Raw genomic sequence first — 18,807 nt, forward strand, 5'->3', positions numbered from 1 at the left:
AGGTAGGATGATTAGTAACGATATGAGCATGGACAAATGGGACGGAGGAATAAAAACATGAGTGTACACATTGGAGCCAAACCTGGAGAAATTGCAGAAACGATTTTGCTGCCAGGAGACCCGCTACGGGCGAAATTTATCGCTGAAACGTATCTGGAGGACGTAACCTGTTACAACGAGGTACGCGGAATGCTCGGATTCACGGGAACGTACCAAGGCAAACGTCTGTCTGTACAGGGAACCGGGATGGGGCTGCCTTCCATCAGTATTTATGTCAACGAACTGATTAGCGAGTATGGTGTGAAAAACTTGTTCCGTGTGGGTACTTGCGGCGGAATGAAGGAGCATGTGCACGTTCGTGACGTCATTTTGGCACAGGCATCCTGTACAGATTCCGGCATGAACCGCCATATCTTTGGCGGCTATGATTTCTCACCGATTGCCAGCTTCCCTCTCTTAAAGGGCGCTTATGATCGCGGTGTTGCCAAAGGCTTGAACATGCATGTCGGCAACGTATTCAGCTCAGACAGCTTCTACCGTGATGACAAATCAGTGGTACAAAAGCTGATGGAATACGGCGTGCTGGGTGTGGAGATGGAGACTTCGGCTTTATACACGCTGGCAGCCAAGTTTGGTGTAAACGCACTGACCATTCTGACGGTAAGTGATCATTTGCTGACAGGTGAAGAAACGACGGCAGAGGAACGGCAAACCACGTTTAAAGAAATGATGGAAGTTGCACTGGATACAGCAGTATCCCTGTAAACGATCATACGCACAGTGAGGAGAAATGACATATGAGAATGGTAGACTTGATTGAAAAAAAACGTGACGGAAAAGAACTGAGCACTGAGGAAATTAACTTTATTATCCAAGGCTATACTCAGGGTGAAATTCCTGATTATCAGGTCAGTGCATTGGCGATGTCTATTTTCTTCAAAGATATGAACGAACGGGAACGTGCTGATTTGACCATGGCAATGGTTCATTCAGGAGATACGATTGATTTGTCCGCAATTGAAGGTGTAAAGGTCGATAAGCACTCCACTGGTGGTGTGGGTGATACGACCACACTGGTACTGGCTCCGCTTGTAGCAGCCTTAGACATTCCAGTAGCGAAAATGTCAGGTCGCGGCCTTGGGCACACGGGCGGAACGATCGACAAGCTGGAGGCCATTGCAGGCTTTCACGTAGAGATCACTAAGGATGAATTCGTAGATTTGGTGAATCGCAGCAAAATTGCGGTTGTCGGACAAAGTGGCAACCTGACCCCTGCGGATAAAAGATTGTATGCTTTGCGTGATGTTACAGCAACGGTAAATTCGATTCCGCTGATTGCCAGCTCGATTATGAGTAAGAAAATCGCTGCCGGCTCTGATGCCATCGTACTGGATGTCAAGACAGGTGCGGGGGCATTCATGAAAACAGTAGAAGATGCCAAAGAACTGGCACATGCCATGGTAAGCATCGGGAACAATGTGGGTCGCAAGACCATGGCGGTTATTTCCGACATGAGCCAACCGTTGGGGCTGGCCATCGGGAACTCGCTGGAAGTTAAAGAAGCAATTGATACATTGCGCGGCGAAGGCCCCAAAGATCTGGAAGAGTTGTGTATGGCTTTGGGCAGTCAGATGGTATTTTTGGCTGGGAAGGCAGACTCTCTCGAAGACGCTGAAGAGAAGCTCAAAGAGGTCATTCGTAACGGCAAAGCACTGGAGAAATTTAAAGAGTTTATTACAAATCAGGGCGGCGACGCTTCTGTAGTGGATCATCCAGAACGCTTGCCACAGGCGCAGTATCTTATTGAAGTACCTGCAAAGCAGGACGGTGTGGTAGCTGAAATTGTGGCAGACGAAATCGGTACCGCTGCGATGCTGCTGGGAGCAGGTCGTGCGACCAAAGAATCCGAGATTGATTTGGCTGTCGGCTTGATGCTGAACAAAAAAGTCGGCGATGCAGTTCAAAAAGGCGATTCGCTGGTTACTATCCATGCCAACCGTGAAGACGTAGATCAAGTGCTGGAGAAAATCTACGCAAATATCCGTATTGCGGATCACGCGGAAGCACCTGTGCTGATCTATGGAACGGTGACAGAGTAAGCTGTAGCTGTATAGTATAAGGCGTTAGCAGATCAATAGTTATAGAGCCGGAGCCCTTACATTAGAGGGCTTCCGGCTTTTTTTGTTCTTAGCTCAGGCAACTGAGCGGTGGAATTAAAAAAGCGGTTGTCAATTTCTAGTGAGGGAACTATACTAAATTTATAAACTGACGATCGTTCGTAAGGTAATTGGAGGGAACACATGACACTACAGAAAATTAAAACAGCAAGCCTAAAGCAATTTGCGAGAAAGGGATACGATGCCGCCTCCCTACAATTGATTGCTGATGAGGTAGGAATCAAAAAGCAGTCTATTTATGCTCATTTTAAAAGCAAAGACGATTTGTTCTTAGACATATTTGCGGACGCGGTAGACCAAGAGATTTTGGAGTTGGATCGTTATTTTCAAGCTCAAGCTGAACAATCACTTGAAGCTGTACTGCGAGGATTGATTATTGAATTCAAAGAACGCTATGAGAGTGCCATGAATCTGCGTTTGATTCTGTATGTCGGATTTCTGATTCCATCTGCGCTGGAAAACCAGGTTCAGGCTTTGGTTACACGCTATGTACAGCATAAAACCAGCTTGGTATATGAGCGGTTGGCAGCCGAAACGTCAGTTAAGCTTCGTGTTCCAGTTCAATCTGCCACTATAGCCTATATGAATTTGATTGAAGGGATGCTGGTAGAACTGGTGTACAACGGCACCGCTGGTTTTGATCCGCGTCTGGAAAGTTCCTGGGATATTTACTGGCACGGCTTGGTTCAGGTCTGATCATCTAAGCCTTTAAAGTAAATATGATTGTATTGGGGGAAGAGAGTTGTGTCTGTGAAAGAAACCTTTTGGTCCAGAAATTTTATATTTTTGATGATATCCAACGCTCTATTATTTATGGCATTTGAAATGCTTATGCCCACGTTGCCACTGTTTGTGGAAAGTCTTGGCGGCAGTCCGTCACAGATTGGCTTGGTGACAGGCGTGTTTATGTGCTCAGCTATATTGATTCGTCCATTCTCAGGCACACTGATCCAGCTTTTGGACAAGAAATATGTACTGATTATTGGAGTTGTGATTTGTATGCTGGCAACAGGAAGCTACATGCTTTCCACCAGTTTGGTATTGCTGTTAGTCTTTCGGCTAGTACATGGTTTTGGATTTGGTATTGCGAGCACATTGTATGCTACCTCAGCATCAGATGATTTGCCTCCTCATCGTATGGGGGAAGGAATGGGCTACTTTGGCGTAGGTGAAACTGTAGCGATTTCAGTCGGCCCCCTGCTCGGCATATGGATGCTTCATGCGGCAGGTTTTAGCGGGCTATTTTCCACGGGAGCTATAATTTTGCTGCTGTCGCTTGTGATGAGCATATTGGTTCGTCGCCGTTCTGCGAACCCCACGACGGCAGATACAGCAAAGGACAAAAAGAAGGTTCCCTTTAAATTATTTGAAAAAAGAGTGCTGCTGCAATCTGGTCTTGTGCTGCTAATTGGCGTGGTGGCAGGGGGAGTGATGTCTTTCGTGGCCTTATTTGCCAAGGAGCAGGGTTTTACAAATGCGGCCTGGTTCTTCTTTACGGTGGCAATGGCAAGCTTCCTCGTTCGGCTGGTGTCCGGTAGGATTTTTGATACTAAAGGTCCAGCTTATATCTTGATCCCCGCAGGAATTGTGCTTATCGTCGCCATCGTTATGGTGGCTTCATCACGGACCGAGCTACAATTTTTGGTTGCTGCTGTGCTGTATGGTTTGAGTTTTGGTGCTATTTTTCCAGCTTTACAGGCTTGGGCTATCAGTGTAGTCGGAGAAGATGAGCGAGAGGACGCTGTAGGCTCCTTTTATAATTTTTTCGATTTGGGGATTGGTGGCGGTTCTTTGATTCTAGGGATGATTGCCGGATTAACCTCTTATAAAACAATGTATCTATTTTCCACTTTGCTGATTGCGGCTTATTTAATTATCTTTGTGGTGTATAGTGTGCTGGATAAGAAAAAGTCCCGTAACACGTTGAACGTGTAATCTACTAATATGGATGATCTAGATAGAGAGCCACCGTATGGATTCCTATGAACAAGTTTGAAAAATATGACAGTCAGACTCATAATAGATATGAGTTTGGCTTTTTTTATTGTTAGGGTGCAGGACAGCACAGAGGAGGAGAGACATGTTCCGATTATACAGCGATGTTCGTGGGACAGCTTATGAAAGACTGATTGATTATGCTATGGAACGGGCAGATACATTTATGCTAGGCGTACATAACTGGGTAACTGAGGATGATAATGGAGTCGCCGACAAGGATGTTTTGTTCGAGAAATTGTTACAGCAATTGAATCCTTTTTTGCTGTCCACGCACTCCTATGAGGAAATAAGGGGAAAGCATTCCATTGCCTACACAGCCGGAACCTTTTACCAGTACCAATGCACGCCTGAGGCTGGAAGAGTATTAAAGCATGCGGCGTCCAGCCTGTTTTCCTGGGTGCATCCGAAATTGCCAGAAGATTTGTGTTTCCAGAATGCCGATGGAGAGGATTGGATCATGAACATCGCTCACGAGCGAATCGGTAGATTGAATATGGATAAAGAAGCAGCAGATGAATTGGAGAAGCTTATCCCTGGCGTGTTTATTTATAAACCTGAACATCATGGCAATATAGATATGTTTTTGAATGATGCTATTCGGCATCAACCGGATCGAGTGGAGCTCATGCAGTATGGTTTGACGGAGATCCCGGAACGGATTAGAGAATTGCGTTCTCTGAAGCATTTGACTATCTTTGAACAGGATATACGAACATTACCGTCTGCTGTGTTTGAATTGGAATCATTGGAGTCACTGACGATCCAAGTAGCGGATTTGGAGGAGCTACCTGCTGACATTGCCAAGCTATCTCGACTCAAAAGCCTAAGAGTCAGCTGTGGATGCTATGATCGCCCGGCACCGGGCCAAAAGGTGATCCCCAAGGAGAAATTGGCATTTCGGCATTTGCCGCCTGAAATCGGAGAGCTGCATCAACTAGAGCATCTGGATATCTCATATAGCGGAATCCGTACGCTGCCTTCTGAAATACAAAGCCTAAGAAATCTGCGTTCCTTGGACATTGTGAACGGATTGATTGAATCGGCACCTGAATTTATATATGACATGACCTGGCTGGATCGCTTTCTTATAGAAGATAAGCCGTTCCATCTGTGCAATCACGGTGACGACTGACTTCATACAGCATAGCTCCAGTATATTTTGTGAAGGAGGAATATGAAATGGTGGAAAAATGGGTTTGGATGGGTGTGGCGGGGGTGATCGTAGGCTATGTCGCTTTTGCCAATATGAGCGTTCCGACGAACACCTATACTACATCAACGGCGGGTGCCACGCATCAGACAGCTCCGCTTAGCATGCAGAATAAGCAAGGGGAAGCAGCGAAGCGTATCGTACATGACCAAAGAATGCAATTCGGAGGACAAGGACAAACAGAATTTAGATTTGAAGAGGGGCGCAAGCTGTATATCAGTATCAAGAATACAGGAAGGCAACCCGTACGATACAAGCTCAACAGTTCGAATGGATCAGACTTGCAAGGCACAACGAGCGGCTTTTCTAGCCGAACGTTACAGCCGGGAGAACGCCACGATCTGCTGTTTATCAAGCCAGAGGGGCAGAATGAGGCTGCAAATGGCTCCTTGAAAGAGCTGATTTTGAAAGTAAGTACGGACGACGGATCACGAGGAGACATTAAAACCTTCGCATATATTACACTGTAAGCTCCTTCCAGAATGGGCACGACATGCGGTCATTAGTCTACTTATGTTACAATAGAACGGTTGAAGACTTAATGAACAGAATAGGTCAGAGTAGAAAGCAGAAAGGATGACCCGTTGTGCCCAAAAAACATGAATCCGATAATCACAAAATGTCACGGAGGCTGTCACTTACAGCCATTTTACTTACACTTACATTTGTAGCTCTTACTGGCTGCGGTCAGGATAATAATGCTGAACCGAGTGATGCGGGAAGCAGTACAAGCATGATCGAGAACAGTGCTGGAGGCAATCAGAGCAGTTCAGCACAAAATGACAAAGTAGCTAAAGAGAGCGAGAGTGCAGAAAACAGCGGTACTGATGCGAAAAAGTCACCTTCCGTCCCAGCTCCTTCAAAGGATACATCTTCTGCTCCGGCAGCCTCCAATGCATCTCAAAATCCTTTTGAGGTAGCAGGTATTCAAGATCCTAAAGCATTTTTGAACACATTCAAAGCGTTGCAGAAGGCTGTTGCCGACAATGATAAGGAGAAGGTAGCCAATTTTATTTTGTACCCTCTGCGTGTCAATGATAGTGAAAAGTCGCTAACGATTCCGAACAAAAAAGATTTTCTGGCTAAATATGATCAGATTTTTACGGACGCGATTCGTGAAGCGCTAGTGAACCAAAAGACAGATGAGTTGTTTGTTAATTATCAGGGAGTTATGGTGGGATCGGGTGAGCTGTGGCTGAGAAGAGCTACGGACAATCCGAAGCATTTTGGAGTCTTTTCAATTAATCTTGAAACGGTAGCCAACTAAGTCGTATTCCACGTGTGCCCATGCCCTCTAGGCGGTCGGAAACGTATACCATGTTTCTGACTGTCCCCCCTTGAAGAAAGCAATTTATAGATCATCCCATTCCAAAAAAAGGTTTGACATCCCTCATAAACTCTCGTATTATATCCATATAACTCATTAAACAGGTAGGAATTAAAGTATTAAAGTATAACCTCGCCATTCTGGCGGAGAACCTCTAGGAACAGCAGGCAGACACTGTCCAAGCGACAGGTTTGACCTATCAGGGCTGCATCAGGGAATTCTCCGCCCTTTTTTTTGATTATGTCTGTAAATAACAGGCGTAAATGAATGGGTATTTACAAATTACATAGAATGAGGGGTGTCTTGATGAAGAGGAATTATAAAACCGGACTTATTCTCGGACTATCTTTGGTTTTAACGATGGTGCTAAGTGCTTGCGGGGCAAGCAAGGAAGGGACGCAAGCGGATGGTAGCTCTGCTTCCGGCTCCAAGGACGTGGAGTTGCTCAATGTTTCTTATGATCCGACCCGTGAGTTGTATGAGGCATATAATAAAGCGTTTGCCGCCCATTGGGAGAAGGAGAAAGGACAGAAGGTTACAATCAAGCAATCCCACGGGGGATCTGGCAAGCAAAGCCGCTCTGTGCAGGACGGGCTGGATGCAGACGTGGTTACATTGGCCCTGGGCTATGATATTGATGCGTTACAGGAGAAAGGGCTTATTAAAGAAGGATGGCAAAGTAAATATGAGCATAACAGTTCCCCATACACCTCAACCATCGTGTTATTGGTACGTAAAGGGAACCCGAAGGGGATCAAGGACTGGGATGATCTAGTCCGCGGCGATGTACAGGTCATTACACCGAACCCTAAAACCTCGGGCGGAGCCCGCTGGAACTATCTTGCAGCCTGGGCCTATGCGCTCAAAAAGAACAATAACGATGATGCCAAAGCCCAGCAGTTTGTACAGGAGCTGTATAAGCATGTGCCGGTATTGGATAGCGGAGCGCGTGGAGCGACGACGACTTTCGTAGAGCGTGGAATTGGCGATGTGCTGATCGCTTGGGAAAATGAAGCACTGCTGTCTGTGAAGGAGCTAGGTGCGGATAAATTCGATATCGTATATCCGTCGATCAGTATTTTGGCTGAACCTCCGGTAGCGGTGGTCGATAAAGTGGTAGATAAAAAAGGTACACGCGAGGTGGCGGACGCGTACCTGAAATATTTGTACAGTGAAGAAGGGCAGACCATTGCTGCCGAAAATTATTATCGCCCCACATTAGAGAGTGTGACGGCAAAGTTCAAGGATCAATTTCCTAATCTGGAGCTTGTAACCTTGAAGGATGTATTCGGAACATGGAAAGAGACACAGCAAAAGCATTTTAGCGACAAGGGGATTTTTGACCAGATTTATGTACCTGGTAGTTCATAACATAAGTGAAGTGTAAAGGCGAGAGGATCAGTTGACGCGAGTGCCATAGTCAAAGGATGCAGAGAGGGATGGACAGAACATGAGTCAAATGCAAGCCACCCGAAAACGCGTACTTCCCGGTTTCGGGTTAACGATGGGTTATAGTGTGCTGTATCTCAGTCTGGTGGTGCTGGTGCCATTATCAGCACTGCTCCTGAATTCAACCGGGCTGACGTGGGAGAAATTTTGGGACGTGGCGACGGATGCCAGAGTGCTGGCTTCCTACAAGGTGAGCTTTTTGTGTGCCGCAGCCGCGGCGCTGATCGATCTGTTTCTCGGTTTATTGATCGCCTGGGTACTGGTGCGTTATGAGTTTCCAGGGAAACGAATGTTTGATGCGGTCATCGATCTGCCCTTTGCATTGCCCACGGCGGTGGCAGGGGTTGCGTTGACCGCTCTATATGCACAGAACGGCTGGATCGGCTCACTGTTCGAACCGCTTGGGTGGAAAATGGCATACTCACAGACAGGGATTACGCTCGCGTTGATGTTTATTGGCATTCCGTTCGTCGTACGGACAGTTCAGCCGGTGCTGGAGGAGCTGGACAAGGATGAGGAAGAGGTGGCTGCTACGCTGGGAGCGGGCAGATGGCGTACCTTCCGCAGCGTTATTGTGCCGGAGCTTGTACCCCCGCTGCTGACGGGTTTTGCGCTTGCCTTTGCCCGCGGCATTGGCGAGTACGGATCTGTCGTCTTCATTTCTGGCAATATGCCGATGAAGACCGAGATTGCTCCGCTGCTCATTATGTCCAAGCTGGAGCAAAATGACTACGCAGGGGCTACGGCGGTGGCATTGATGCTGTTGGTCATTTCGTTCGTACTGTTATTCGTGATTAACAGTTTTCAGCGCTGGTCACGGCGCCGTGCAGTCTAACGCAAATGTCTAACGTTAGCATGCAGACAGCAGAGGTCTGCGCATTAACCCCGTGTTCAAGGAGGGATACATCATGTCACAAGCGATAACTGGGCAGGAGCTTGCTTCTGCACCAGTGCCTTCATCCGCACCGCCCAATAGGGTTACAACCGAAGCCCCTTGGGTCAAGTGGACGCTCATTGGTGCTGCTTTTTTAGCTTTGCTCTGGGTGTTGGTATTGCCGCTAATCGTCGTGCTTACCGAAGCACTCAAGCAGGGATGGAGCGTATACGTTGAAGCGCTACGGGACCCGGATGCCATGTCCGCATTGCGCTTGACGCTGCTGGTGGCAGCGATAACGGTTCCGCTGAATACGGTATTTGGTGTAGCGGCCGCCTGGCTGATCACAAAATTTCATTTTCGCGGCAAAGGTGTGCTGGTCACCTTGATTGATTTACCCTTTGCGATCTCGCCTGTCGTCGGAGGACTGATGTATGTATTAGTGTTTGGCGCACAGGGCTGGCTTGGGCCGTGGCTGGACGAGCATGATATTAAAATTATATTTGCTTTGCCAGGCATTATTTTGGCAACGCTGTTCATTACATTTCCTTTTGTTGCGCGCGAGCTTATTCCGCTGATGGAAGATCAGGGGCAGCAGGAGGAGGAAGCGGCGGTCACACTGGGCGCACGCGGCTGGCGCATTTTCTGGAAAGTGACGCTGCCGAATATCAAATGGGGTTTGCTGTACGGCATTATTCTGTGTAATGCGAGAGCCATGGGCGAGTTTGGTGCAGTGTCCGTCGTCTCGGGACATATTCGGGGCGAGACGAATACACTTCCGCTGCATGTTGAGATTTTGTATAACGAGTATCAGTTCTCGGCATCTTTTGCGGTGGCCTCGTTGTTGCTGCTACTTGCTTTGGCAACCTTGGTGCTTAAAAGCTGGTTTGGACGCAAACGCGTGCATTAATTAATAATTGTGTATATGATCCAACAGGGCCTCTCTTTGTGTCTATCGTCTGTTAACGGCGAGAAGATGGGAAGAGAGGCCCTTGTTCTAAGGTGGCTTATATGGATAATAAAATGATCATATCAAGGCACGTTGGTGTGCCCAGGAGGAGCGAAGGGAAATATGAAACATCCGTTTCAGTCCTACCGTCAGTTGTTTCCGGTGCTGTCCTCACATATCCATGTAGGAAGCTGTTCCCAGGGGGCGATATCGAGACCGGTTTCCGCTGCCATTGAGGAATATCATCGAAGCTTGCTGCAACACGGTCATAACGGCGACCTATCTATGGCACGGTTGGAGGAGGCAAGAGGACATTTTGCCAAGCTCATCGGGGCGGAGCCTGACGAAATTGCGGTGCTGTCCTCAGCCTCTGAGGCGATTGCTGGCGTGGCCACTGCCCTTTCTTATGTACCGGGAAAAGAAGGGATTGTGTATGCAGACACCGACTTTCCGACGGTGGGCCACATCTGGCAGGCACAGGAGATGTTCCGTGATCATATTTGCTGTATCCCTTCTACGGAGGGAGAAGTGACCCTAGAGCAGTATGAGGAGCATGTTACGGAGAATACTGCGCTTATTATGGTATCCCATGTGAATTATACCAACGGATTTCAGCAGGATCTCAAATCCATTGCACATATAGCTCATCGAAATCAGGCGTTACTATTCGTCGATGCCTATCAGTCTGCAGGAATGATTCCGATAGACGTAAAGGCGATGGGCATAGATATGCTGGTCGCGGGAGCACGCAAATATATGCTGGGGATACCGGGAGTGGCTTTTCTTTATATAAGTAAGGAGCGAATAGAACGCTTCAAGCCCCGTCTTACGGGCTGGCTCGGCCAGGAGCCTGCCTCCCGGTTTGATATTGCTCATCCGGTTCCGGCGGCAGGCGCCCGGCGCTTTGAGACAGGATTACCTTCCTTCATTAGCATTTTTGCCGCCAATGCAGCCTTAAAGCTGCTGCTGGAAATTGGGGTCACGAACATTCAGACCTATATGAATGAGCTGTTGGACTTTTCTATTGAATATGGACGCAGCAAAGGGTTACACATACGAATACCTGATGAAGGAGGCACTTTACCAAGTCTGCTCGCTGTTGAAGTAGCCGATGTGTCGGCGGTAGAGAGGCGTTTGCGGAGCCGAAATATGATTGTGTCAGCACGAAAGGATGTTATTCGTGTGGCTCCGCATTTTTACAATACGGCAGAGGAAGTCCGGCGGGTCCTAGATGAACTAGGCGGGAGTTGTTGAACAGCAAAAACCTCTTCCAAGTAAATGGGAGCATAGCATTTCCCTTTTACACAGGAGAGGCTTTTGTTAGGATAGAGATGTTTAATTATACAATCCGTTTGCGCAGCCAGCCGGATATCAGATCCGTCAAAATGATTAAGACTACAATGCCGAGTAAAATGACGCCTACACGGTTCCAGTTGCGCATTTGGAGTGCAAACAGCAGCGGAGTACCAATACCACCTGCACCAACCAGACCGAGCGTGGTTGCGGACCGGATGTTAATTTCAAAACGATAGAGCGAATAGGAAAGAAACTGTGGAATCACCTGCGGCAGCACGGCGAAGAAAATGACCTGCCAACGGTTGGCACCGCACGCGATCAAAGCTTCCTGCGGCCCGTGATCGACACTTTCAATTGTTTCTGAGAAAAGCTTGGCCAGCATGCCGATGGAGTGAATGCCGAGGGCAAGCACACCTGCAAACGAGCCGGGACCTACGGCTTTAATGAATAGAATGGCGACGATCATTTCGGGAAATACCCGAATGACACTAAGTACAAACTTCCCGCTACCCGATAAGGGGCGTAGACGGGTCATATTGCTCGATGCCCAAAAGGCAAACGGAAGACAGACAAATGCGGATACGAAGGTTCCGAGCACTGAAATGACCAGTGTATCCAGCAACCCACGCAGCAAGTCCTCCCCCTCAGGGATGTAGACAAATGACCAGTCGGGATGAAGAAAGCCGTCCAATATTGCGACAGAGACGCTTTTGGCCGTCCCTTGTAATCCTTCAAACTGCATCCCGCGAAAAGCCCAAATGTAAATGATAATTAGCAGAATAGCTAACGCCCAAAAGCGCAGGCGGGAGCCAATAGGTCTGCGAAGCGTAGGATCATTCATAATAATTTCCTCCGTAGCAGGTTACTGCCGTAATCAATCGCAAGGACGATGACGAGGGTCAGTAGAATAATAATGCTTGCCCGGTCATATCGGAACAGCCCAAGGGAACGGTCAAGCAGCAGACCGATGCCGCCAGCGCCGACCAGTCCCAGAACAGAAGCTGCGCGCACATTAACCTCAAAGGTGTATAGCAAATACGACACAAAATAAGGCAGTGCCTGCGGAACCACACCAAAGGCGATGACTTGAATGCGGCTCGCGCCAACAGCGGTCATGGCCTCCAGTGGCCCTGGATCAATGGCTTCAATCGCCTCAAAGGTCAGCTTGGCGATGATCCCGAAGGAGAAGAACAGCAGGGCGAGCATCCCTGCAAACGGTCCGATGCCGAATACGGCCACAAAGATCGAGGCAAACAGCAAATCGGGAATCGTCCGTACCAGGTTCAGGATCGTGCGCATCGGCAGCGAGATCAGCTTGCGCGGCATCACATTATAGGCGCACAGCAACGCGACAGGGATTGCCAATATGGCTCCCAGTGTCGTGCCGACAATAGCGATCTGGATCGTTTCCAGCATCGGTTTCCAGATGGTAGGCAAGTAACTCCAGTCAGGAGGAAACATTTCTTCCAGCAATTTGCCCATCTCCGGTAAGCCAACGATCAATTGGTAAGGCGTGGCATCCGTATGAATGGAGCAGGCTACCAGCACTACGATAAAAATCATCCAGGTGGCGTAACGCTTATATCGTCCTGGCAAAGGTGGCCCTGCGGACGGCTTGCCTGGCTGGGGCGGTCCAGCAGATGGTGACGGTTGCGTCGAAGAGAGCGGCTGGGCAGTAGAGTCGGGCTTCATGATCCCACTCCCAGCAGTTCATCATGCTTGATGGCCCGGCCGTAGATCTCCGCAAAGGCTTCATCCGTAGCCTCCTCCGGTGTGCCATCAAAGACGACTTCTCCCGCGCGTAATCCGATGATCCGTGTTGCATATTCGCGCGCCAGATCAATGAAATGCAGATTGACAATGGTCGTAATCTGCATTTCACGGTTGATTCGCTGGAGATCGTCCATCACCTGGCGGGTGGTCAGCGGATCAAGCGACGCGACAGGCTCATCTGCCAGAATGATTTTAGCCTCCTGCGCCAGAGCACGTGCGATGGATACACGCTGCTGCTGGCCACCGGACAGCTCATCGGCTCGGCTGTAGGCTTTTTCGCGGATATTTACGCGTTCCAGCGCCGTTAGTGCCAGTTCGATGTCTTCCTTCGGGAAGAGACCAAGAATGGTCCGCAGCGTCGAATGATAACCGACGCGGCCGGAAAGTACGTTGCGAAGCACCGTCGAACGCTTAACCAGATTGAAGCTTTGAAAGATCATGCCGATATCACGGCGAATGCGCCGCAGCTCGCTGCTTCCAGCAGACGTGACAGACCTGCCACCTACAACGATGTCGCCGGACGTAATGTCATGCAGTCGGTTAATGGAACGCAGCAGGGTGGACTTACCTGCACCAGATAAGCCGACTATGACAACCATCTCTCCCTCCTGAATCGTCAAATTAATATTATTCAACCCTTTGGTGCCGTTCGGGTATGTTTTCGATACGTTTCGAAATTCAATCATATGCTCCCAACTTTCTCCCCGATGGGGTGGAATGAAAACAACACCGCCATGAATACATGGACGGTGCTGCCCTGTCATTCGTAAAGCCTGTTTCGTAGCTGTTACTTTACCGCTTGGCCGACGGCTTCGGCGTATTCACGCACAGAATCGAAGTTTTTATCGTCGCCCTTCTCATAACCTACATGGGTGTAAATTTCTTTAATGATTTCGCCGCCTTCAGGATCGTTGGCAATGTCCATAAAGGCTTGGGCGATTTTGTCTCTCCACGTTTGATCCATATCGGAACGTACGCTGACGGTGTCATTTGGAATTTTAGCTGTGTAATGAATGACACGTGTCTTTTCAAATACGTCCGGGATTTCCTTCTTCACTGTGTTACGTGCATCCTGGAAAACAGCGACAGCATCAACCTGACCGTTCAGCAGCGCCAGAATAGCAGCGTCGTGGCCTTTGATCGTCACACCCTGCACATCTGTGTCCGGGTCCACGCCAGCTTTTTTCAGCTCTGCTGCGGGGTACACATAGCCTGCGGAGGAGGTTACATTTTGCCAGCCAACCTTCTTGCCTTTCAGATCAGCCAGACTTTGAATCGGAGAATCCTTTTTCACCACGATCATTGCTTTATAAAAGTTTACTTTTTCAGTCGTGTCCTTGCCTGTGGCATCTTCAATGCCATAGCGTTGAGCTTGCAGGAGCAAGTCGGCCGCTTTACGATTATCGTGTGCCAGTACATAAGCGTTCGGCGGAAGGAATCCTACATCGACCTGTTTGGAAGACATGGCTTCCACAATCGTATTGTAATCAGGAGATACGGTTACTTTTACCGGGATTCCGAGCTTGTCCCCCAGCAGTTTTTCGAGCGGTTTTGCCTTGGCTTCGAGGGTATCTGCATTTTGAGAAGGAACGAATTGTACCTTTAGCTCCTTAGGGACATAGGCTGTGCTTTCGTTTTTAGAGCCATCTGTACCCGGAGTGGAGGCGCTGTTGTTATTGCTTGCATTTGAGCCACAAGCGGCTAAACCCGCTGCCAGTGTGAAGGTCATGCACAAGGTCAGTGCTTTTTTGAACAAAATAATTTCCCCCTAAACATCGTAATAACGAAAATTTAAAAAACCTGTAAATTCAGTGACAAACCAAATCTTAACAGCTAGTCCTGCAACTAGGGTAAAAACCACTCCTGACTTTGGTAAAAATGATGTAAAATTTATCATTTGCTAGAGACCATAAGTGGTATTTATACGAATTGCATCTTTTAACATTCTCTTAACAGTGCTCTGTTAGACTTGTTCAAGCTCTATGACCGAAGCTGAGGGAGAGAACAAGATTGGATAATTTGGACATTAATGATAAGACAGAGCAGGAAAATGCAGGTGCTGTAAGGGCGAAATTCCGCATTATGGTTACAACCGATCTGCATGTCAGCTTGTGGAATTATGATTATTATACAGATCAGGAAACGCTGCATTACGGTTTGGCGCAAACCGCTAGTCTGATTCATACAGCTCGGGCAGAGGTGCCCAATCACCTGCTGCTGGATAACGGAGATGTGATTCAGGGGAATCCGATGGGAGATTATGCTGTGCAGCGGCTCCAACAGAACCCAAGCGAGGTGCATCCCGCCTATAAAGCCATGAATCTGCTGGGGTACGAGGCAGGCAGTATTGGTAATCATGAATTTAACTATGGGTTGGAATATTTGCAGACCTGTCTTCAAGGAGCACAGTTTCCTTATGTGAATGCCAACATCTATATAGCGGGAGAGGAAGAACAAAACTACTTCACGCCTTATCTATTGCTGGATAAGACGGTTGAGGATGAAGCAGGCCGTAAGCATCTGCTGAAGGTGGGGGTCATCGGCTTTGTGCCTCCGCAAATTATGCAATGGGACAAGGCGTGGTTGGAAGGGAAACTTATCGTCAAAGATATGCTGGAAACCGCAAGACGGTTTATCCCAGAAATGCAGGCGGAGGGAGCCGATCTCATCATTGCGATGCCCCATGCAGGCTTTGAGGATATTCCCGAAGCTCCCAGTATGGAAAATGCGGTGCTGCATCTGAGCAGGGTGGAAGGGATCGATGCCATTGTGTTTGGTCATGCCCATAAAGTATTTCCCGGCCCTTCATTTATAGGTATGACAGGTGTGGATACAGAGCAGGGCACCATCCATGGCATTCCAGCAGTAGAGCCGGGCTTCTGGGGAGATCATCTGGGTATCATTGATCTGGATCTGGCCCTTATTGGAGGGAAGTGGCAAGTGACTGCATCTGCTGCCGAGGTACGCCCGGTGTATGACCCGATACGCAAGGAAGCCCTCGTCCAACCCGATACTGCTATCCAGCAGGCGGTAGCAGCTGAACATGCGGGAACCCTAGATTACATCCGTGCACCTGTAGGTCAAACGACAGTAGCAGTGAACAGCTTTTTTGCCCAGGTGATGGATGATGCTTCGGTTCAGCTCGTGAATGATGCGCAAATTTGGTATGTGAAACAGCAGCTACAAGGGAGCGAGTATGAAGGGTTGCCCATTCTGTCGGCAGCAGCTCCTTTTAAAACAGGTGGCAGATATGGTCCGGCGTATTATACCGATATTCCCGCAGGGACGCTGGCGATCAAGCATGTCGCCGACCTGTACAATTTTCCGAATACGCTGCATGTCGTTCGACTGAGCGGGGCAGAAATTCGGGAATGGCTTGAGTGGTCGGCCGGTCAATTCAGGCAAATTGACCCTTTGGCAAAGGAGGAGCAAGAGCTGATTAATTCTGATTTTCCAAGCTTTAATTTCGATATCATCGATGGCATCACGTATCAGATTGATGTAACACAGCCAGCCAGATATGATGCTGCCGGGGAATTAAAGGACCTAGAAGCGCACAGAATCATTCATATGTCTTTTGAAGGGGAACCAATGGATATGCAGCGGAGTTATCTGGTTGTTACGAATAACTATCGCGCATTCTCCTCTGCGCTGGTTAATCCGGGTGGAGAGCGAATTATACTGGCTTCCCCGGATGAGAACCGACATGTGCTGACTGAGTATGTGCGGCATATGAAGACGTTGACGCCAAAGGCCGACGGTCACTGGTCCCTCGCCCCATGGTCGGGTCGTCCACATGTGACCTTCCTAACCTCGCCGCAAGCAACGAATGTTGCCCATGCTTATTCTGAATTGCTCTATGAAGGACTGACGGCAGAAGGATACGCTAAGTTTGCTCTTGATTTTCGTCAATTTTAAAATATTTTGCAAGTTATTGTCCTCTAAGTCCACAGCATCAAAATAATAGAAAAAGACTGTCTCTCAGAGGACGGTCTTTTTTCATAAAACAGATTTAAAATCGTACGAAACTCGTGATTTTATATGTCCTGAGTCGTGTTTAAAGTTATTGACCTCTCGTATAATTAGACATATACTTTGATTAAACAAATTTTGGTTTAAAAGGTAATGAAAAAGTCACCATCATTCGTTTGAGGGGGTGTCCCTTTGGAAAAAAACACCACGATCCGCGCAGAGATAGAAAAGTATATTCAAAGTGAAGGCATTTCGATGCAATGTTTTGCAGATGCTTCTAAAGTAAATCCGGGTACACTTAGCGGTATACTTAACCGAAACCCACCACGGCCTATTTCAGTTAATCAGCTTGATCTGATTACTGAGGCGATGGGATTGGAAGAAGGATCTTTGTTCGAGATGTATGTTGATGAGTGTTTTATTCATTCCTTGCCACACTGGAGGAGGCTGCGTCCGTTTCTTCTTCGTTGCTCAGAGTTGAACAAGCTGGACTGTATACGCAGTGTGCTTGGTTATTTGATGGACGATTTATCGAATGTTCCGGCTATTTTTGAGACTGCAGAAGCGATGTTTGAGGATGGTCGACATGAAGCCTCCATGCTTTTGTATGATTGTGTCATTGAGAGTGAGAAGTATACCCACTCCGAACGGTTGGCGATTAGCTATTTTCGCATATTCCAGATTCAGATTAAGGATAACCAACGGAACTTGAAGGCTGCTGTACAATTCCATTTGTACCGTAGTCGTCTACCGGAAATTTATGCACTGGAAGGCTTACATATGCTATCTCAAGTGTTTGCTTTAAAAATGCAATGGTCCGAGATGGAAATGTATGCGGACGAGCTAAGAGAGTTGGCGCAGGCATTGTATCGCAATCGGAACCGCTTTGGAGATGAGCACCTGGAGCTGATTAAGCCGCTCGTTTATTACTATGCTCAAGGGCATCTGCTTAAGGCCAGCTGCTATGAGTTTCAGGGTAGATATGAGGAATCCAAGCAATGGATTGAAGGTTACGCAGATTTGAGCTGGTTTGAGGGTTTGGACGAGGAAGGTTGGAAAGTGGTCAACCTGCATCGTGTATATGCACAGGGCAACCGACTTTGTATTGAAATCAAAATGGGCAACACTTCTGCAATCTATGAATATATTACTTACCTGCGCGAGCATCCGGATGAGACACTGGAAGGCCTGAATACGTTGCTCGAATCGGCGAACCGGTTTGGCTATTTCGTAGATGCCGAGCTGGAGCTGTTCAACCAGCAACTCAAGAGATTCTGGGAGCTTGCACCGGAGCAATGGGACACACATTATCGCAAGCACTTTAATGCATTTCGTTTTGCTTCTTTTTGCAAGGTGTATGCGGAATATTATTTTCGAAAATGCGATTACCCCAAGGGCTTGGGACAAACACTGCATTGCCTGCAATTGTCTGTCGATAACAGCTATACCGAACATATCATTGGTTGTATGGCTTTATTTGAGCAGCATCGAAATTTTGCTACCCCGGAACAGCAGCAGTTGTATCAGAGTCTTTGCCTCGGCGTACGGGCAAACGAAAAAAACCATGCCTATGATCACAGTGCTGGTGGGTATTTATAATTCTAAAATTCATTCAAATTCTTCATATAACACGTACTTACGAGGATGTTCTCATTTCAAAGGGGGATATTCTCGTTTTTTAGCTGTTGCTGGTTCTTGTGACTTTTCGTATGGAAAGGACCGTTTTGCGCGTTGACAAGTTTCGCATGCAGGATTAGGATAAATGCAGCACAGAAAGTGAAG

At 47.9% G+C, this 18,807-nt stretch carries 17 protein-coding genes; 13 read left to right on the forward strand and 4 right to left on the reverse strand.

The annotated features are described in order from the left end of the window. Nucleotides 1-57 precede the first annotated feature (57 nt). From deoD to HFE01_RS17150, 11 genes are all read left to right on the forward strand, one after another. Nucleotides 58-765 carry a purine-nucleoside phosphorylase gene (deoD, locus tag HFE01_RS17100; protein WP_013373173.1) on the forward strand — a complete coding sequence of 236 codons (708 nt, stop codon included), beginning with the start codon at nucleotides 58-60 and terminating at the stop codon, nucleotides 763-765. Between the two features lie 32 nt (nucleotides 766-797). Beyond that, on the forward strand, nucleotides 798-2,099 hold the full coding sequence (locus HFE01_RS17105; RefSeq protein WP_017425575.1) for a pyrimidine-nucleoside phosphorylase: 1,302 nt from the start codon (nucleotides 798-800) through the stop codon (nucleotides 2,097-2,099). Between the two features lie 201 nt (nucleotides 2,100-2,300). Continuing rightward, entirely contained in the window at nucleotides 2,301-2,873 is a 573-nt protein-coding gene (locus HFE01_RS17110) for a TetR/AcrR family transcriptional regulator (protein ID WP_017425574.1), read from the forward strand. A gap of 48 nt (nucleotides 2,874-2,921) precedes the next feature. After that, nucleotides 2,922-4,112, forward strand: coding sequence for an MFS transporter (locus HFE01_RS17115; protein ID WP_017425573.1), 1,191 nt, complete (start codon nucleotides 2,922-2,924; stop codon nucleotides 4,110-4,112). A gap of 145 nt (nucleotides 4,113-4,257) precedes the next feature. Then, nucleotides 4,258-5,307 carry a leucine-rich repeat domain-containing protein gene (locus HFE01_RS17120; protein WP_044786289.1) on the forward strand — a complete coding sequence of 350 codons (1,050 nt, stop codon included), beginning with the start codon at nucleotides 4,258-4,260 and terminating at the stop codon, nucleotides 5,305-5,307. Between the two features lie 47 nt (nucleotides 5,308-5,354). Next, nucleotides 5,355-5,855 (forward strand): hypothetical protein, encoded by a 501-nt coding sequence (locus HFE01_RS17125; protein WP_044786288.1) that lies wholly within the window; start codon nucleotides 5,355-5,357, stop codon nucleotides 5,853-5,855. 116 nt (nucleotides 5,856-5,971) lie between these two features. Further along, nucleotides 5,972-6,652, forward strand: coding sequence for a hypothetical protein (locus tag HFE01_RS17130; RefSeq protein WP_167438567.1), 681 nt, complete (start codon nucleotides 5,972-5,974; stop codon nucleotides 6,650-6,652). 366 nt (nucleotides 6,653-7,018) lie between these two features. Then, nucleotides 7,019-8,083 (forward strand): sulfate ABC transporter substrate-binding protein, encoded by a 1,065-nt coding sequence (locus HFE01_RS17135; RefSeq protein WP_044786287.1) that lies wholly within the window; start codon nucleotides 7,019-7,021, stop codon nucleotides 8,081-8,083. 79 nt (nucleotides 8,084-8,162) lie between these two features. Then, entirely contained in the window at nucleotides 8,163-8,996 is an 834-nt protein-coding gene (gene cysT, locus HFE01_RS17140) for a sulfate ABC transporter permease subunit CysT (RefSeq protein ID WP_016820376.1), read from the forward strand. Nucleotides 8,997-9,069: 73 nt separating this feature from the next. After that, entirely contained in the window at nucleotides 9,070-9,945 is an 876-nt protein-coding gene (cysW, locus tag HFE01_RS17145) for a sulfate ABC transporter permease subunit CysW (RefSeq protein WP_013373166.1), read from the forward strand. A 162-nt stretch (nucleotides 9,946-10,107) separates the two neighbouring features. Continuing rightward, entirely contained in the window at nucleotides 10,108-11,238 is a 1,131-nt protein-coding gene (locus tag HFE01_RS17150) for an aminotransferase class V-fold PLP-dependent enzyme (RefSeq protein WP_167438568.1), read from the forward strand. 85 nt (nucleotides 11,239-11,323) lie between these two features. Here HFE01_RS17150 and phnE (HFE01_RS17155) read toward each other — a convergent pair whose 3' ends face one another. From phnE (HFE01_RS17155) to HFE01_RS17170, 4 genes are all read right to left on the reverse strand, one after another. Next, nucleotides 11,324-12,121 (reverse strand): phosphonate ABC transporter, permease protein PhnE, encoded by a 798-nt coding sequence (gene phnE, locus HFE01_RS17155; RefSeq protein WP_016820374.1) that lies wholly within the window; start codon nucleotides 12,119-12,121, stop codon nucleotides 11,324-11,326. Continuing rightward, nucleotides 12,118-12,972, reverse strand: a complete 855-nt coding sequence (gene phnE / locus HFE01_RS17160) for a phosphonate ABC transporter, permease protein PhnE (protein ID WP_167438569.1) — start codon at nucleotides 12,970-12,972, stop codon at nucleotides 12,118-12,120. Before phnE (HFE01_RS17160) ends, phnE (HFE01_RS17155) begins: the two co-directional genes overlap by 4 nt. Further along, on the reverse strand, nucleotides 12,969-13,739 hold the full coding sequence (gene phnC, locus HFE01_RS17165) for a phosphonate ABC transporter ATP-binding protein (RefSeq protein ID WP_023990372.1): 771 nt from the start codon (nucleotides 13,737-13,739) through the stop codon (nucleotides 12,969-12,971). Before phnC ends, phnE (HFE01_RS17160) begins: the two co-directional genes overlap by 4 nt. A 101-nt stretch (nucleotides 13,740-13,840) precedes the next feature. Next, nucleotides 13,841-14,809 carry a phosphate/phosphite/phosphonate ABC transporter substrate-binding protein gene (locus HFE01_RS17170; protein WP_019688653.1) on the reverse strand — a complete coding sequence of 323 codons (969 nt, stop codon included), beginning with the start codon at nucleotides 14,807-14,809 and terminating at the stop codon, nucleotides 13,841-13,843. A gap of 254 nt (nucleotides 14,810-15,063) precedes the next feature. Here HFE01_RS17170 and HFE01_RS17175 point away from each other — a divergent pair, with 254 nt between their 5' ends. Continuing rightward, nucleotides 15,064-16,971: a bifunctional 2',3'-cyclic-nucleotide 2'-phosphodiesterase/3'-nucleotidase gene (locus HFE01_RS17175; protein WP_167438570.1), complete on the forward strand. Its 1,908-nt coding sequence runs from the start codon at nucleotides 15,064-15,066 to the stop codon at nucleotides 16,969-16,971. Between the two features lie 246 nt (nucleotides 16,972-17,217). Continuing rightward, nucleotides 17,218-18,624 (forward strand): DNA-binding protein, encoded by a 1,407-nt coding sequence (locus HFE01_RS17180; protein ID WP_107734525.1) that lies wholly within the window; start codon nucleotides 17,218-17,220, stop codon nucleotides 18,622-18,624. Nucleotides 18,625-18,807: the final 183 nt, after the last annotated feature.

It is taken from the genome of Paenibacillus sp. EKM10P (assembly GCF_011800655.1).
In the GTDB taxonomy this organism is placed as follows: Bacteria; Bacillota; Bacilli; order Paenibacillales; family Paenibacillaceae; genus Paenibacillus; species Paenibacillus polymyxa.

Bases quoted from the DNA above. Each gene is read 5' to 3' on its own strand.
- phnE (WP_167438569.1), bottom strand. From the start codon at position 12,972: ATGAAGCCCGACTCTACTGCCCAGCCGCTCTCTTCGACGCAACCGTCA.
- HFE01_RS17120 (WP_044786289.1), top strand. From the start codon at position 4,258: ATGTTCCGATTATACAGCGATGTTCGTGGGACAGCTTATGAAAGACTG.
- HFE01_RS17110 (WP_017425574.1), top strand. From the start codon at position 2,301: ATGACACTACAGAAAATTAAAACAGCAAGCCTAAAGCAATTTGCGAGA.
- cysT (WP_016820376.1), top strand. From the start codon at position 8,163: ATGAGTCAAATGCAAGCCACCCGAAAACGCGTACTTCCCGGTTTCGGG.
- HFE01_RS17105 (WP_017425575.1), top strand. From the start codon at position 798: ATGAGAATGGTAGACTTGATTGAAAAAAAACGTGACGGAAAAGAACTG.
- deoD (WP_013373173.1), top strand. From the start codon at position 58: ATGAGTGTACACATTGGAGCCAAACCTGGAGAAATTGCAGAAACGATT.
- HFE01_RS17135 (WP_044786287.1), top strand. From the start codon at position 7,019: ATGAAGAGGAATTATAAAACCGGACTTATTCTCGGACTATCTTTGGTT.
- phnC (WP_023990372.1), bottom strand. From the start codon at position 13,739: ATGATTGAATTTCGAAACGTATCGAAAACATACCCGAACGGCACCAAA.
- phnE (WP_016820374.1), bottom strand. From the start codon at position 12,121: ATGAATGATCCTACGCTTCGCAGACCTATTGGCTCCCGCCTGCGCTTT.
- cysW (WP_013373166.1), top strand. From the start codon at position 9,070: ATGTCACAAGCGATAACTGGGCAGGAGCTTGCTTCTGCACCAGTGCCT.
- HFE01_RS17125 (WP_044786288.1), top strand. From the start codon at position 5,355: ATGGTGGAAAAATGGGTTTGGATGGGTGTGGCGGGGGTGATCGTAGGC.
- HFE01_RS17150 (WP_167438568.1), top strand. From the start codon at position 10,108: ATGAAACATCCGTTTCAGTCCTACCGTCAGTTGTTTCCGGTGCTGTCC.